This is a genomic window from Sulfurihydrogenibium yellowstonense SS-5 (genome assembly GCF_000173615.1).
Classification (GTDB): Bacteria; Aquificota; Aquificia; order Aquificales; family Hydrogenothermaceae; genus Sulfurihydrogenibium; species Sulfurihydrogenibium yellowstonense.
In genome coordinates, this window is record NZ_ABZS01000013.1 from 1 (window position 1) to 14,396 (window position 14,396).

General features: G+C 32.4%; 14 protein-coding genes, 1 pseudogene and 1 CRISPR repeat array. Of the genes and pseudogenes, 9 read left to right on the plus strand and 6 right to left on the minus strand.

Annotation, left to right across the window (positions count from 1 at the left end; translation table 11 throughout):
• From SULYE_RS08285 to SULYE_RS01030, 9 genes and pseudogenes are all read left to right on the plus strand, one after another.
• A pseudogene (locus SULYE_RS08285) lies at positions 1 to 366 on the plus strand (sulfide:quinone reductase); the annotation flags it as partial.
• Positions 367 to 650: 284 nt separating this feature from the next.
• A complete protein-coding gene (locus tag SULYE_RS00995) occupies positions 651 to 1,649 on the plus strand; it encodes an NAD(P)H-dependent glycerol-3-phosphate dehydrogenase (RefSeq protein ID WP_007545631.1) in 999 nt (332 codons plus the stop codon).
• Positions 1,646 to 2,869 carry an MFS transporter gene (locus SULYE_RS01000; protein ID WP_007545632.1) on the plus strand — a complete coding sequence of 408 codons (1,224 nt, stop codon included), beginning with the start codon at positions 1,646 to 1,648 and terminating at the stop codon, positions 2,867 to 2,869. Before SULYE_RS00995 ends, SULYE_RS01000 begins: the two co-directional genes overlap by 4 nt.
• Positions 2,856 to 3,521 carry a rhomboid family intramembrane serine protease gene (locus SULYE_RS01005; protein ID WP_007545633.1) on the plus strand — a complete coding sequence of 222 codons (666 nt, stop codon included), beginning with the start codon at positions 2,856 to 2,858 and terminating at the stop codon, positions 3,519 to 3,521. Before SULYE_RS01000 ends, SULYE_RS01005 begins: the two co-directional genes overlap by 14 nt.
• A 5-nt stretch (positions 3,522 to 3,526) precedes the next feature.
• Positions 3,527 to 3,964 carry a hypothetical protein gene (locus tag SULYE_RS01010; protein ID WP_007545634.1) on the plus strand — a complete coding sequence of 146 codons (438 nt, stop codon included), beginning with the start codon at positions 3,527 to 3,529 and terminating at the stop codon, positions 3,962 to 3,964.
• Complete coding sequence (panC, locus tag SULYE_RS01015; RefSeq protein ID WP_007545635.1) at positions 3,964 to 4,806, plus strand: pantoate--beta-alanine ligase; 843 nt, start codon at positions 3,964 to 3,966, stop codon at positions 4,804 to 4,806. The genes SULYE_RS01010 and panC overlap by 1 nt, the downstream gene beginning before the upstream one ends.
• Positions 4,807 to 4,815: 9 nt before the next feature.
• Positions 4,816 to 5,733 carry an AAA family ATPase gene (locus SULYE_RS01020; RefSeq protein ID WP_007545636.1) on the plus strand — a complete coding sequence of 306 codons (918 nt, stop codon included), beginning with the start codon at positions 4,816 to 4,818 and terminating at the stop codon, positions 5,731 to 5,733.
• A complete protein-coding gene (locus SULYE_RS01025; protein WP_007545637.1) occupies positions 5,730 to 6,611 on the plus strand; it encodes a DUF58 domain-containing protein in 882 nt (293 codons plus the stop codon). Before SULYE_RS01020 ends, SULYE_RS01025 begins: the two co-directional genes overlap by 4 nt.
• Entirely contained in the window at positions 6,595 to 8,490 is a 1,896-nt protein-coding gene (locus SULYE_RS01030; RefSeq protein ID WP_007545638.1) for a transglutaminase family protein, read from the plus strand. Before SULYE_RS01025 ends, SULYE_RS01030 begins: the two co-directional genes overlap by 17 nt.
• A gap of 2 nt (positions 8,491 to 8,492) precedes the next feature.
• On the opposite strand, the gene SULYE_RS01035 is transcribed toward SULYE_RS01030, so the two are convergent.
• From SULYE_RS01035 to SULYE_RS01060, 6 genes are all read right to left on the minus strand, one after another.
• Complete coding sequence (locus tag SULYE_RS01035) at positions 8,493 to 8,927, minus strand: hypothetical protein (protein ID WP_007545639.1); 435 nt, start codon at positions 8,925 to 8,927, stop codon at positions 8,493 to 8,495.
• A 23-nt stretch (positions 8,928 to 8,950) separates the two neighbouring features.
• Positions 8,951 to 9,505 (minus strand): hypothetical protein, encoded by a 555-nt coding sequence (locus SULYE_RS01040; RefSeq protein WP_007545640.1) that lies wholly within the window; start codon positions 9,503 to 9,505, stop codon positions 8,951 to 8,953.
• A gap of 240 nt (positions 9,506 to 9,745) precedes the next feature.
• Positions 9,746 to 10,477, minus strand: a complete 732-nt coding sequence (gene cas6, locus SULYE_RS01045; RefSeq protein ID WP_007545641.1) for a CRISPR-associated endoribonuclease Cas6 — start codon at positions 10,475 to 10,477, stop codon at positions 9,746 to 9,748.
• 138 nt (positions 10,478 to 10,615) lie between these two features.
• Positions 10,616 to 11,234: direct repeats of the CRISPR family, unit length 28 nt; unit sequence GTCAATTCCTAATAGGTAGGCTACAAAC.
• A gap of 696 nt (positions 11,235 to 11,930) precedes the next feature.
• Positions 11,931 to 13,214, minus strand: a complete 1,284-nt coding sequence (locus SULYE_RS01050; protein WP_007545642.1) for a complex I 51 kDa subunit family protein — start codon at positions 13,212 to 13,214, stop codon at positions 11,931 to 11,933.
• Positions 13,189 to 13,671 carry an NADH-quinone oxidoreductase subunit NuoE family protein gene (locus SULYE_RS01055; RefSeq protein ID WP_007545643.1) on the minus strand — a complete coding sequence of 161 codons (483 nt, stop codon included), beginning with the start codon at positions 13,669 to 13,671 and terminating at the stop codon, positions 13,189 to 13,191. The genes SULYE_RS01050 and SULYE_RS01055 overlap by 26 nt, the downstream gene beginning before the upstream one ends.
• Positions 13,672 to 13,705: 34 nt before the next feature.
• Positions 13,706 to 14,396: ADP-heptose--LPS heptosyltransferase (locus SULYE_RS01060; protein WP_007545644.1), on the minus strand; the 691-nt coding region annotated here is incomplete at its 5' end.

A 14,396-nucleotide genomic window follows, 5' to 3' on the forward strand; every position in this document is an offset into this window, starting at 1 on the left:
ATTATAGAGCCTACTAATCAAGTCAAAGATTGTGAAAATATTTATTCAATTGGAGATAGTGCTGCATTAGAAGGTCCTGAATGGAAAGCAAAACAAGGACATTTAGCCGAAGTTATGGCAAGAAATACAGCTTATAACATTGCTTTAAAAGAAGGTTTAGAAAAAGGAAATCCTAAAACTTACATTGAACACATTAATATTCTCTGTCTTATGGATATGGGTAATGGCGGGGGTCTTGCATACAGAGATGACAAAAAAGCTATGCTAATACCACTTCCAATCATAGGACATTGGATGAAAAAAGGTTGGGGAATGTATTACAAGCTTTCCAAACTTGGCAAAATTCCAAGATTGCCCGGAATGTAAAAAGATGAAAATTAAATTTTGGTCATGATTTTCAAGTAATCATATTGCTATAATACTTATAACTTACTCCGTGAGTGAGAAATTTCTAAAAGTAGGAGATTCTTCGCCGGCTGCAGAATGACAAATAAGATTAATCTTTCTTTGACGATTATCATTCAACCTTTTCCTGTCATTCTGAGGACTTTAGTCCGAAGAATCTCATTTTTAAATTTTATAAAAATCACTAATTTCTCACTCAAGTTATATTGATATAATACTATATATCTTACTTTAAGGAGGAGAATTTGAATTTAGGAGTAATTGGTGCTGGTAGTTGGGGAACTGCATTAGCCCAGGTTCTTAGTGTCAATTTTGAAAATGTTTTTATTTGGGATATAGATAAAGAAGTTTTAGATAGCATTAAAAATTCAAACATAAATGTAAAATACCATCCGGATATTAAGCTAAATACAAATATTAAGCCAATATATGATTTACAAGAATTGATAAACAAAAGCGATACTCTCATCGTAGTAATTCCTACTCAGTATATTAGACAGACACTATCGAAAGTAAAGATAGAAAATAAACCGGTAATTTCTGCATCAAAGGGAATAGAAATAGAAAGTCTAAAACTTGTGTCTGATATTATAGAAGAAAGTCTTGGTATTGATAAAAAATATATATTTGCTTTATCCGGTCCATCATTTGCAAAGGAAGTAATAAAAGGACTACCAACGGCTGTTGTCTTTGCTGGAAATACAGAAATAGGTAATAAGCTTTTAAGTTATTTAAATACAAAGACTTTTAGAGTGTATCTTTCTGATGATTTGGTAGGTGCAGAAGTTGGAGGAGCTATTAAAAACGTGATAGCAATAGCTACCGGGATTAGTGATGGACTTGGTTTTGGGAATAATGCAAGGGCGAGTTTAATTACAAGAGGCTTGTATGAAATCAGTAAGATAGTAAAAATATATGGTGGAAATCCACAAACAGTTTACGGACTGTCTGGACTTGGAGATTTGGTCTTGACTGCAACAGGAGAATTATCAAGAAATAGGACGTTTGGAATGCTTATTGGTCAAGGATACTCGGTAGAAGAAGCTTTAAAAAAAGTAGGTCAAGTTGTAGAAGGTTATACAACAGTTAAAGCAGTTTATGATATAAAAAATAAATACAATATTGAGCTACCAATCTCTCATCAAGTTTATAGAGTTCTTTATGAAAATCTAAATCCAAAAGATGCTGCCATTGAGCTTATGAGTAGAGGATACAAATTTGAATTTACGGAGGAAAGCAATTGATAGATAAAGATTTTTTACCGGAAGAGAAAAAGATTACCTTAGGTTTAGCTTTTATTTTCGCACTAAGAATGCTTGGGCTATTTTTAGCTTTACCGGTGCTGAGTATTTACGCTAAGAATATGCCAGCTTCAGATGCATTTCTTGCCGGTCTTGCAATAGGTGCTTATGGTCTTACGCAAGCTATTTTTCAGATACCTTACGGGCTATGGAGTGATAAGATTGGTAGAAAGCCAATCATAATAACAAGCACAATAATATTTATTCTTGGCAGTTTTTTATCAGCCTATGCTGCAAGTATAGAAAATATACATCTTTTAATCATTGGTAGATTTTTGCAAGGTATAGGTGCTGTTTCTTCTGTAGTTATTGCACTTCTTGCAGATATGACAAGAGAAGTGATAAGAACAAGAGCAATGGCTACTATCGGTGCATCTATTGGTATGGCTTTTGCTTTTGGTATGGTATTAGGACCGCTGATTGCTTCTCATTTTGGTTTAGCCGGCGTATTTACATTTACAGGAATACTTGGTCTGATTTCTCTGCCTTACATAATCTTTGGAATAAAAGAGCCTCCTGTAGTTAAACACCACGATGATGCAGAGTTTAAATCTTCATATTTGAGCATTGTTTTAAAAGATAAAAATCTTCTAAAAATGGACCTTGGAATGTTTGTATTGCATATGACTTTAACGGCTGTATTTACAGCAGTTCCTATTATCTTTGCCCATCAGCATACGATCGATGTAAAAGATTTATGGAAAATTTACTTACTTATGTTTTTTGTAGGATTAACTATAATGGTTCCATCTACAATAATTGCCGAAAAGAAAAATAAAATAAAAGAAGTTAAAATGCTTGGAATTTTAGTGTTGATAGCTTCATTTATAATGTTTTTAATGTTTAAAGATAATTTTTATCTTACAGTTTTAGCGATAATTGTCTACTTTACCGGATTTATGATGTTAGAGCCAATCATGCCATCGTTGATGAGTAAGTATGCAAAACCGCATGTTAAGGGAACAGCTTCTGGAGTGTTTAACACTGCTCAGTTTGTTGGTGCTTTTGTTGGAGGCGCTGTTGGTGGATATTTATTAAAATTAGATGAATCAGCAAACTTTAACTTTATATTTTTAATCATACTAACCGTTATTTGGCTTGCTTTAGTTTCTACAATGGAGATGCCTAAGAAAAAAGAGGTTTTAAATAATGATACCAATTAAAGATGATGTACCTACAAGGTCATTCCCATTAATAACTTTACTTTTGATAGGTGTTAATGTAGGTGTTTTTCTTCATGAAATGAGTTTATCCGATGAAGAGCTTGAAATATTCGTTAGGACTTATGGACTTCTTCCTCTTGACCTCGTTCATTTTAATCTTTTAAATTTTATAACACATATGTTTATTCATGGAAATATTGCACATATTTTTGGAAATATGCTGTTTTTATGGATTTTTGGCAATAATGTTGAAGATGCACTTGGAAAATTTAGATTTTTAATTTTATATTTTTTGTCCGGATTTGCTGCTGCAATACTTCAATCTGCAGTTGCTATATTAATGGGAGATATAAACATACCTATGGTTGGAGCATCCGGAGCAATTAGCGGTATAATAGCGGCTTACGGAAAGCTTTATCCCTTTGCAAGAGTTTATGCAGTTATTCCACCGTTTATATTCCTCATCTTTGCTCTTCCTGCTTGGTTTTTTATAGGCTATTGGTTTGTTATTCAAGTTTTATCAGCCATGTTTATTCCAACATCTCTTGGCGGTGTGGCTTGGTATGCCCATATTGGTGGATTTCTTGCAGGTTGGTATCTAATAGATAATCTATATCCAAGAGCTAAAAAAATTGTGATATATACGAGGTAAAAACAATGAAAAAATTTATTTTTGGATTTGGGTTTTTATTAACATTAATAAGCCCATCTTTCAGCTCTTCTCTAAATGATTATGCTTGGATGGATAAATACTATCTTGTGGCGAGATTTACACCATATGACCCATCTTTACTTCAAAAAATGGATTTGGAATTATCTCCAAAACAGATTGAGCTTATAAAAGCCGAGTATGATAAATACTTTCCAATCATGCTTGGAAAAGCAAGAATTTTAAAAGACAAAGAGGCAGAACTTACAGATGCAGTCTATAAATCTAACGACCCGCAGAAAATAAAAAATCTTGTTATCGAAATAGCAAAGTTAAAAACAGAGCTTACAGTTTTAGATATAAATTTATTTAAAGCAATTCAATCTATACTAAATAAAAGCCAAAACGAAAAGTTTATCAAATACTTAACATCCGGTAGTATGTGATGGAAGTAATTATAAATCCAAGCCAAATGCAAAATTTGATGCTATCGTTAAAAAAACAAGGTAAAAAAATAGGCTTTGTTCCTACAATGGGCTATCTTCATGAAGGTCATCTGTCTTTAATCAGATGTAGCAAAAAAGAAAACGACATTACAGTCGTTAGTATATTTGTAAATCCAATACAGTTTGGAGTCAACGAGGATTTTGGAAGATATCCAAGAGATTTTGAAAGAGATAAGAGTCTTTGTGAAAAAGAAAATGTAGATTATATATTCCATCCAAGCTATGAAGAAATGTACCCTGACGGGTTTCAAACTTATGTTGAAGTTGCAGAGCTTTCAAAAGGATTGTGTGGAGATTTTAGACCGGGTCATTTTAAAGGTGTGTCAACAGTTGTAGCAAAGCTTTTTAACATAGTCTGTCCGGACAATGCATACTTTGGAAAAAAAGATTTTCAGCAACTTAAAGTTATTCAAAGGATGGTCAAAGATTTAAACTTTCCGGTCAATGTAGTTGGCTGTCCGGTTGTAAGAGAGCAAGATGGTTTAGCCATGTCTTCACGAAATAAATATCTATCCGATGAAGAAAGAAAATCGGCACTTTATATTAGCAAAGCATTGTTTGAAGCAAAAAGAATGTTTGAAGATGGAATAACAGACCCAAATCTTATAAAAGAAAGAGTAAGACAGATAATATCTCAAGCAAAACATCTAAAAGAAATTCAGTATGCAGAAATCGTTGATAGCAATACACTAAAGCCGGTAGATAAAGTAAAAAAATCAGACGTGTTAGCAGTAGCGGTATATATAGGAAATACAAGGCTTATTGATAACATTGAATTTTAAAGGTGATTTATGAGAGCTGAATTTAAAAACATAATAGACTTTTTATCAAGCTATCTTCATGGGAAAGAAAAAGCCATTGAGCTTACATTAATATGTTTATTCTCAAAAGGACATCTTTTGATAGAAGACTTGCCAGGACTTGGCAAAACAACCCTTGCTATAGGAATAGCTAAAACCTTGGGACTAAACTATGGAAGAGTGCAAGCTACTTCCGACTTACTACCATCTGATATAATCGGAGTTTCTATATATAACAAAAACACAAACGAGTTTGAGTTTAAACCCGGTCCTATTTTCAATAACATCATTCTTGTTGATGAGATAAACAGGGCAACGCCAAAAACTCAGTCAGCACTTCTTGAGGCAATGGGAGAAAAGCAAGCTACAGTAGATGGAAAAACTTATAAATTACCACAGCCATTTTTTGTAATAGCAACACAAAACCCGGTAGAACAGTATGGAACATTTCCACTTCCAGAATCTCAGTTAGACAGATTTTTAATGAAAATCTCCATCGGATACCCATCAAGAGAGGCGGAAAAAGAAATCATCAAAGGCGGTAGTAAAAGAGAGGAGCTTTATAAAATACAACCTTTCATATCAAAAGATGAGATTATAAAAATTCAAGAAGAGATTAAAAACGTTTATGTGTCAGACAAAATAGCTGATTACATTCTTGATATTGTATGGGCTACCAGAGAGAGTAAATATCTTGAATCCGGTTTATCAACAAGGGGAACCCTTGCAATCGTAAACACTGCCAAAACAAACGCGTACATGGAAGGTAGAGATTTTGTCATTCCGGAAGATATTAAAAAACTTTATAAATATGTAATTCCTCACAGAGTAATTTTCAAACCAGAGTATGAATCTCAAAAAGAAGAGATTATAAAAACAATCGTTGAAAGCATTCCAACGCCTATATGATAAAGATAACCAAAGCAGGTTGGCTTTATATCCTCATTACCATACTTCTTGGTATTGCTGCTGTAAACACAGGAAACAACTTACTTTTTTTGATAGTTTCAGCATTGCTTAGCTTTATGGGAATTTCAGGATATTTTGGAAAGAGAAATATATCTAAAATAGACATATGGGTAGAATTTCCGGAGGAAGTTTTTGCAAAAAAAGAGTTTTATCTAACCGTTAAAGCAATAAACAAAAAAGCCTTTATGCCAATGTTTTTGATTAAAGTATTAATAAACAATAAAAGTGTGCTAATTCCGTATGCAGAAAAATACGGAGAAGGAAGGCTAAAAATATCAGTTTACAGGAGAGGTATTTTTAGCATAAAAGAAGCCAAAGTCTGTTCTGTATTTCCTTTTAACTTTTTTGAAAGATGCTTTACTGTAAAAGTAGATGCTAAAAAAGTAGTCTTTCCGGAGCCAAAAGAATGCAATTTATTTCAAATATCAGATTACAAATTTAAAGCTAAGCAAAAATCAGAAGGTCAGGTTATAGAAAAGCAAGGATACGAAGGAGACTTTTTAGGACTTAGAGATTACAATTTTGGAACGCCGGTTAAGTATATAGACTGGAAGGCTTCGACGAAATCAGAACATCTAAAAGAAAAAGTCCTGTCAGCCATCCAATCAACGCCAACCATAATAGAATTTGAGAAGATAAACATGGATTTAGAATCAAAAATATCCTGCATTACCTACTTAGCAGTAAATCATAAAAAGTTTGAAAACATATTTGTAAAAGTAGAAAATACAACCTATAATCTACAAGATAAATCAGATAGACATAAACTTCTTACAAAGCTTGCATTATACGGAATGAAAGATGAAGCTATCGGTTGAAAACATAGCTAAGATAAATGCTTACGTGGGAAGTTTGTTTATTTTTCTTTTAATTTTTAAAGAAATTAGTCCAGCATACAGCTTTATTTTTATAGCTTTATATGCACTTTCAGCCTACAAAGATTTTAAAAAACCTTTAAACATAAATAGAACATTTATAAACATTACCGGTATTTTATTTGTAATATTGATGGTCTTGAGAATAAATCCTGACAATATCGTTCAGCCTTCGGTGGAAACTCTTTTAGTCTTACTTGGTTTAAAACTTCTTGAAGAAAAAGCATTCAGAGATTACATGCAGATATATTTGTTAATTATTCTACTTTTTGCAGGATACACAATTCTTTCAACCAGCATGATATTTTTACTGTATCTTTTGATATTAATCTTTTTTATAAACGCATCAGTAATACTTTTAACATACTACCAGCAGAATAAAGAGATAGAGTTAGATATTAGCGTAATAAAAAGAATTTTGATAAAAACAGCTATTATTCCACTACTTTCTATTCCTTTCATGATTTTTCTATTTTTTACACTACCAAGAAGTAATTATCCAGTTTTAAACTTTCTACAAGGTCAAGGAAAAGCTACTACCGGATTTTCTCAAGATGTAAAACTTGGTGATGTTTCCAACATTCAAGAAGATGATTCTGTCGTAATGAGAGTTTCGGGAGAGAATATCGGAGAAATTTACTTAAGGGGTTTAACTTGGAATTACTTTGATGGAAAACAGTGGATGTCTAAGGATTTATTTTCAGCAGTTAAAGCAAGAAGATTGTTTGGTAAAAAATATGAATACACAGTTTACTTAGAACCACATTCAGATATTTATTTATTTACTGTTGAATATCCGTATGCAATATCACAGATAAGCGGTTATTTTATTACTCCAAGAATGGATAAAACATACGTTGTTGATAAGTCTGTATTTAACAAAATTAAATACTCGGGTATTTCTTTTATCAACGATAGATACTATGAAGAGTTAAAGTCTACGGATGAATACTTACAACTTCCAAAATTAAACGAATCTATAATCAAATTAGCCAAAGATTTAAATGGAAATGACGAAGAAGAAACGGCAAAAAACATAGAGAAGTTTTTAAAAAGTTATACATACTCATTACAAAACCTATCTGTTAGCCAAGACCCTATTTATAACTTTCTGTTTGTAAAAAAGCAGGGAAACTGTGAATACTTTGCTTCATCAATGGTTATACTGCTTAGGTTAAACGGCATACCTGCAAGGCTTGTAGGCGGTTATAAGACAGCTACTTACAACCAAACAGCCAACTATTACATAGTTAAACAGAAAGATGCTCATGTTTGGGCTGAAGCATACATAAACAAACATTGGATAAGATTTGACCCTACACCGGCAGCAAGAAATGCAATCATAGAAAGAGAGAAAAAGTTAAACAAATTAAAACTTTGGCTTGATACTATAAACTACTACTACACAACCTTTATCGTAAACTATGATTTTTCTAAGCAAGTTGAACTTTTCAACAAAGTCAAAAAAAGCTTTTCTAACATTAAAGATTTTAAAAAGATAGAGTTTGAATTTAATAAAAATTATCTGATATTTACAATAATTTTGCTATTGGTAGGATATTTAACATTTTTATTTATCAAATACTTAAAACAACCTTATGAAAAAAGATTGCTAAATATATTAAACAAAAGATTAAAAAAGTATGGCTATGAAAGAAAGGAAAACGAAGGATTAGAAGAGTTTATCTCAAGAATAGAGAATACAGAGCTTAGGCAAAAACTTCTAACATTTGCAAGAGAGCTTGAAAGTTATGTATATAAAGATAAAAAATTAAGCAAGGCTGATTACGAGAGATTAAAAAGGATGATAGAAAAATTATAACTTTACCAATCACTACTGCTTGAGCTACTCCAAGAATCCCAAGAAGAGCTTGAAGAACTGTCCCATGAGCTGTCCCAAAAACTCCAAGATGAGCTAAAAGAGTCATCAAAACTTGAACTTGAAAAAGAGCTTTCGCAAATTGTGTCATGGTAAATATTCCCGGGCAAACAAGCAAAAGCAGGGTCTGTAAGATAGTCTGAAGAGCTTGAATTTAGATAATCGTAACTACCTGAAATTAAAGATGAGCTTTTTGAAGAGTCTGAATTATCGTCCGAATACCAGTCTGATGAATAATTGGTAAGATGATAAAATCTTCTTGAATCATCGTAAGAATAAGATGGTGTGGTACTATCAGATGATTTGATATCTTTAAGTATTAAAGCTACTAAAATTGATATGAATAATCCGATTGCAGTGAATAAAGGTGTTAAATCCATCTCAGTCACCTCTATTTAACTTTTTACCAGGAGCTATCATCTCCACTGTCCCACGAATTCCAAGAATAACCATCATCGTTGCTATCCCAAGAGTTCCAAGAATAGCCATCGTCATGGTGGTTATTGTCATAGTTATCATCCCATGAGCTACTACATGAAGAGTTTGAGCTATCAAAGCCTGTATCGTCACAGCTTGAAAAAGTATTATAAATTACATCGTTATCACATTTATTACAGTCATCGTGCCATATTAAATCATGAAGATGTTCTGCAAGTGCTGTGTCAGGTTCACGAGGATAATAGTAGTTATAGTTATTCCTGTTTAAAAGCATTCCTGCTCCGATTAATCCTAAGCCTGTAGCAGTTCCAATTAATCCTGCTTTAGTTATATCGTTTAATGCGTTTGAATTGTTCTGTGAAGGTGTATTTTGTGGAATGTTTTGTATAGTTGGTGAAGGTTGTGGATTTTGTAATGGCTGTAGGTTGGAAGCTACATTTCTATTAGGCTCAATAACTCCAACTTTTCTAATCATTAAAATTATAGCTATCAATGCGATTAAACCAATTATTAGCTCCATTTTAATCTCTCCTTACTTTTTATAAATTTAAATCGTCTTCTTAATTTTGTAAACAGTTTTTTATAAAAAATCTGACTTTTTAGCCAACAAAATGAGTTTACCTTTCCTAATCCTGAGGACTTTAGTCCGAAGGATCATCTCTTTTCAAAATTGAAGAAAATGATATTTTCGCCGGATGTAGGATTACGATGTTGATTTTCTTAAGCAGTATTTTAAAATCATCTGCCATTTTAAAATTTTTTATATAATTTTTATCATTCCAAAACCTTGAGAATTCTTAGCTCCAATGCCTGCATCATAGACAGTTTCTAAAATTTCTGGCTGTATTTTTAGCTCAAATTCTCCATCAACTGCTTTTATTACAAAGTTTTTATACTTAATAATCTTTTTCTTATACCCTAAAGGCTTGATATCAAACTCAAAATCATTTAAATCTGTTTCTTTTATAACGCTGTATTTTTTTCTGATGTTTTCTTTAAGCAAATCCTTAAATTCAGGGTCTTCTGGGAAGAAATATTGAGTAATCTTTTTACCATCTTCTTTTTCTATAGTTTTATACACAGTTATTGGAGATAGAGTTTTAATTTTGTTTATAAAATCAAATTTTGGTTTTTGTAAAATTTCTATTGATTTGAGTGTCAGAGGTTGATTTTTAAGAAAAATTTTTTCAGATATAAGTAAAGATTTAGCAAAAGATTTTGAGACATCTTCTGCTGCGGAAGATATAAAAATTGTTATTGGTGATTCAAAATAAGCTGTAGAGTTATTTATAGTGATTTTTTTAGAAAAGATTTTAGAAAAAGTAAAGAGTTTAAAAGGTCTGTTATGATAGAAAAACCCAACGTCGTGGAGGAATTTTCCTAATTCAGTGGGAAGATTATGATAAAGAAATCCTTGAATTATTTGATTATAATGCACAGGCAAACTTATCTGGTTATTTCCCTCAGACTCTAAAACAAGTTTTATTCGCATTTAATCTCTCATTATTTTTCTGCTGTTAATAATTTTAAATCAGCTTTCTAATGTTTGTCAAAGAAAAATTAAATAAGTCCTCATAGGTAGGCTAATAACGAGCTGGAAGACTTGGATTATGGGATATAGGTTATGTGTTTCAATTCCTGATAGGTAGGCTAATAACGGCAGAGCGAATCACATTTGAGCAGGTCATCAACATGTTTCAATTCCTCATAGGTAGACTAATAACTCATACACAAACGAAGGCAAGTAGCCAAATCTATTGTTTCAATTCCTCATAGGTAGGCTACAAACTGAGTTATCCAACAGGACAGGTTTCAAGATGGTTGGTCAATTCCTAATAGGTAGGCTACAAACAGAGAGGCGTTAGAAGGTGTGGTTTATGATTATTTTAGTCAATTCCTAATAGGTAGGCTACAAACTAGAAAGTTTTATATATGGCAATCTTTATGAGTTCGAAAGTCAATTCCTAATAGGTAGGCTACAAACAAATATCAAAGAATGCTACAACTTGCTGGTGTAATGCAAAAGTCAATTCCTAATAGGTAGGCTACAAACCTCCCGCAAGTCTTTGGCTCAACGGTTCTAATCTTTAAGTCAATTCCTAATAGGTAGGCTACAAACTCAATAAACACTCGCATAATACAACCTCCTATAAAGGTCAATTCCTAATAGGTAGGCTACAAACCAGAATCCACCGACACACGATTTCCTGCTTGTTCAAAGGTCAATTCCTAATAGGTAGGCTACAAACCCGTTAAATTTTTAATCAAAAATAAAATCGCAAAAATCTTATTCAATTGCCAATGTATAAAACATTATAACATATTTTTAAAAAATCCGCAAGTTGAAGTTTTTTGCAGCAAACCTCGATATACAGAAAATATATTATTATATTTTATCCTCTAACTTATCATCAAAAGCCAATCACCGAAAACACAAAACTCATAAGCCCGCTGCAAATATCACTCCTTAACTTCCCGATCTTAAAAAAATTTTAAATTAAAAATTTGTAAATTTTCAAAAATTTAAATGCTGAAAATTTCAAAATTAAAAAGCCAAATTCAACAAAAACTTAAAATTACATTTTAAAATTACATTTCAAAAAATCTCTTTCAAACTATCACTACACAAGCTCAAATCAAACATCAAAAAATAAAACCACATTACTAATATCTTAGCTTCACTGACTATCAAGTCATCTCACCAAGCTACTAAGCAATCAAACAAAAATCACTAAGATATTGATAAACCTATCTCTAACGTCTCACATCTCGCGTTCCACGTTCTCACGTAAAGACAAGCTTGCGTGGGCTAACCTATTCAATTGCCAAGGTACAGTTAAAAAATTAAAAAGCTAAAATAAATATACAAAAAATTTTTCTACCTGTCAAGCGGAAAATTAATGACAGTGTGGATTTTTGAAACACTTTAAGCAGAAAAATAATATCTAAAAACACACACCTGCTGGACATTGTTTGTTTATGTGTGCTATAAATTCATCTTTGAATTTTTTTAAAGCATCCATCAATGCGTTTGGTGCAGAGTATCCAAGACCGCATATAGACCCAACCGGTATGTTTCTTCCTAAGTGTTCAAGATATTGTAAATCTTTTTCTGTTGCTGTCCCTTCTTGAAATTTTTTAAGAATGTTTAAAAGTTCATAAGATCCAATTCTGCAAGGTGTACATTTTCCACAGCTTTCATGATGGAAAAATTCAGCTATTACAATCAAGCTATCTATGATACAATCATCTTCTGCAAGAACTATCGTTGTTCCTGTGCCACCAAAACCTTTTGGAGAGTAGTCCATTGGAATGTCAAGGTCTCTTTCAGAGTATAAGCCAAGTGCTCCTGCAAAAACAGCTTTAAATTTCTTTCCATCTTTCATTCCACCGGCTATATCGATCAATTCTCTAAGTGTAATATCCATCGTAAGCTCATAGACACCGGGTTTGTTGACTTTTCCGCTAATAGGAAATAACTTTGGTCCATAATATCCTGCCGGTCCTATATTCATGTAATAGCTTTCGTAAGTTACGATGATAGGAATATTTGCCAATGTTTCAACGTTATTTACTACCGTAGGTTTTCCAAAAAGTCCTTCTGAAACTGGATAAGGTGGTTTTAATCTTGGATGTCCTCTTTTCCCTTCCAAGCTTTCTATCAATGCTGTTTCTTCTCCGCAGATATATGCTCCTGCTCCTCTGTAAACGCTTATATCAAAAGAAAAATCTGTTCCAAGTATATTTTTTCCAAGAAAACCTCTTTCTCTTGCTTCTTTTATAGCATTTTCAAGGATTTTTGCTCCTGCCGGATATTCTCCTCTTATATAAATAAATCCTCTTTCTGCACCGATGGCATAGGCTGAAATAATCATACCTTCTATTAAAAGGTGCGGGTCTCTTTCTATGATTATTCTATCTTTAAACGTTCCTGGCTCGCTTTCGTCAGCATTACAAACTAAATATCTTGGCTTTGAATTTGATACTGCAAAACGCCATTTTCTACCTGTTGGAAATCCTGCTCCGCCTCTTCCTCTAAGTGTGCTTTCTTCTACAAGAACGATAATATCTTCCGGTGTAAATCTATTTAAAGCTTTTTTTAGTGCAGAGTATCCGCCGGTTGTAATATACTCTTCTATATCTACAGTCCTTGGTTCTTTACATCTTCTAAGGAGTAAGTTTACACTGCTGTATGTATAAAAATTAGGTATATTTGGATAGGATTTCATTTAACTTTTCCTCTGTAATCTTTGTTCCATCGTATAAATCATCATCTATCATAAACGCCGGTGCAACGCTACATGCACCTATACACTCAACAGTTTCTATGTAAAATCTACCGTTTTTACTTTCTTGGTTTCTTTCTTCGCCTGTTAGTTTTTCAAAAAGTTCTATAAGTTTTTTACATCCCATGATATGGCAAGGCAGATTTTTACAAACTCTAATATGATGCCTTGCATTTCTTTTAACTCTAAACATATCATAAAAACTAACGATTCCTTCAATCTGACTTAGAGGAACTTCAAGATAGTTGGAAAGCTCTAACATATGGTCTAAGGTTATGTCTCTATACTTAGAGTATATCAAATGCAGTGCTTGTATGATAACCTGCTCTTTTGTCAAAAATTCTTTTTTATACTCTTCAATCTTATTTATAATTTCCGGTGTTAGGTATGTATATTCCAAGCTGTTTCCTCAAAGTTAATAAAACACTGTTTTATTATATCAAATTTTTCAGCTTATCATAAACTTCCTGGGGAGAGATGGACGTTAAACATTCAAAAGTTTTATACTTACAGCTGTTTTGTCCGTGAAGCGAACAAGGCTGACATGGTAGATTTTTAAAGATATAATCTCCTTCATCTTTTAATGGTGCAAATCCAAAGTATGGATGGGTTGAGCCGTATATCATCAAAACTTTAATGCCAACAGCTCTTGACATATGGGCTATGGCTGAATCGTTGCTTATAGTTGCCAATCCTTGCGATATTACAGCAATGGTTTCTCTTAGGCTTATTTTTCCTCTTAAATCTAAAACTTCTTTTGGATAGATGCTTTTATCCATCTCTAAATCTTCTTTAGAACCAACCAAAACAACATTAAATCCATTTTCAAGTAAAATCTCAGATAACTCTTTGTAGTACGGATAAACCTTACTTTTATACCTTGCACCTGTTCCAAGAGATATAAATTTTTGTGGCAAAAAGGTTTTTACTTTTTCAACTTCTTGGTTTGTGATAATTACTTTTGGTCTGTAATTTAAATTTTCTATACCAAGTTTTTTTAGTGGCTTAAGATATGCTTTTAAAACATTGAAGTTTGGGTCTAAAATCTTTAATCTTCTTTTTAAAGACTGTTTTTTATATCTTAGAATCTTTGGATTGTATCTCAGCTTTAAGAAAAACCCAATC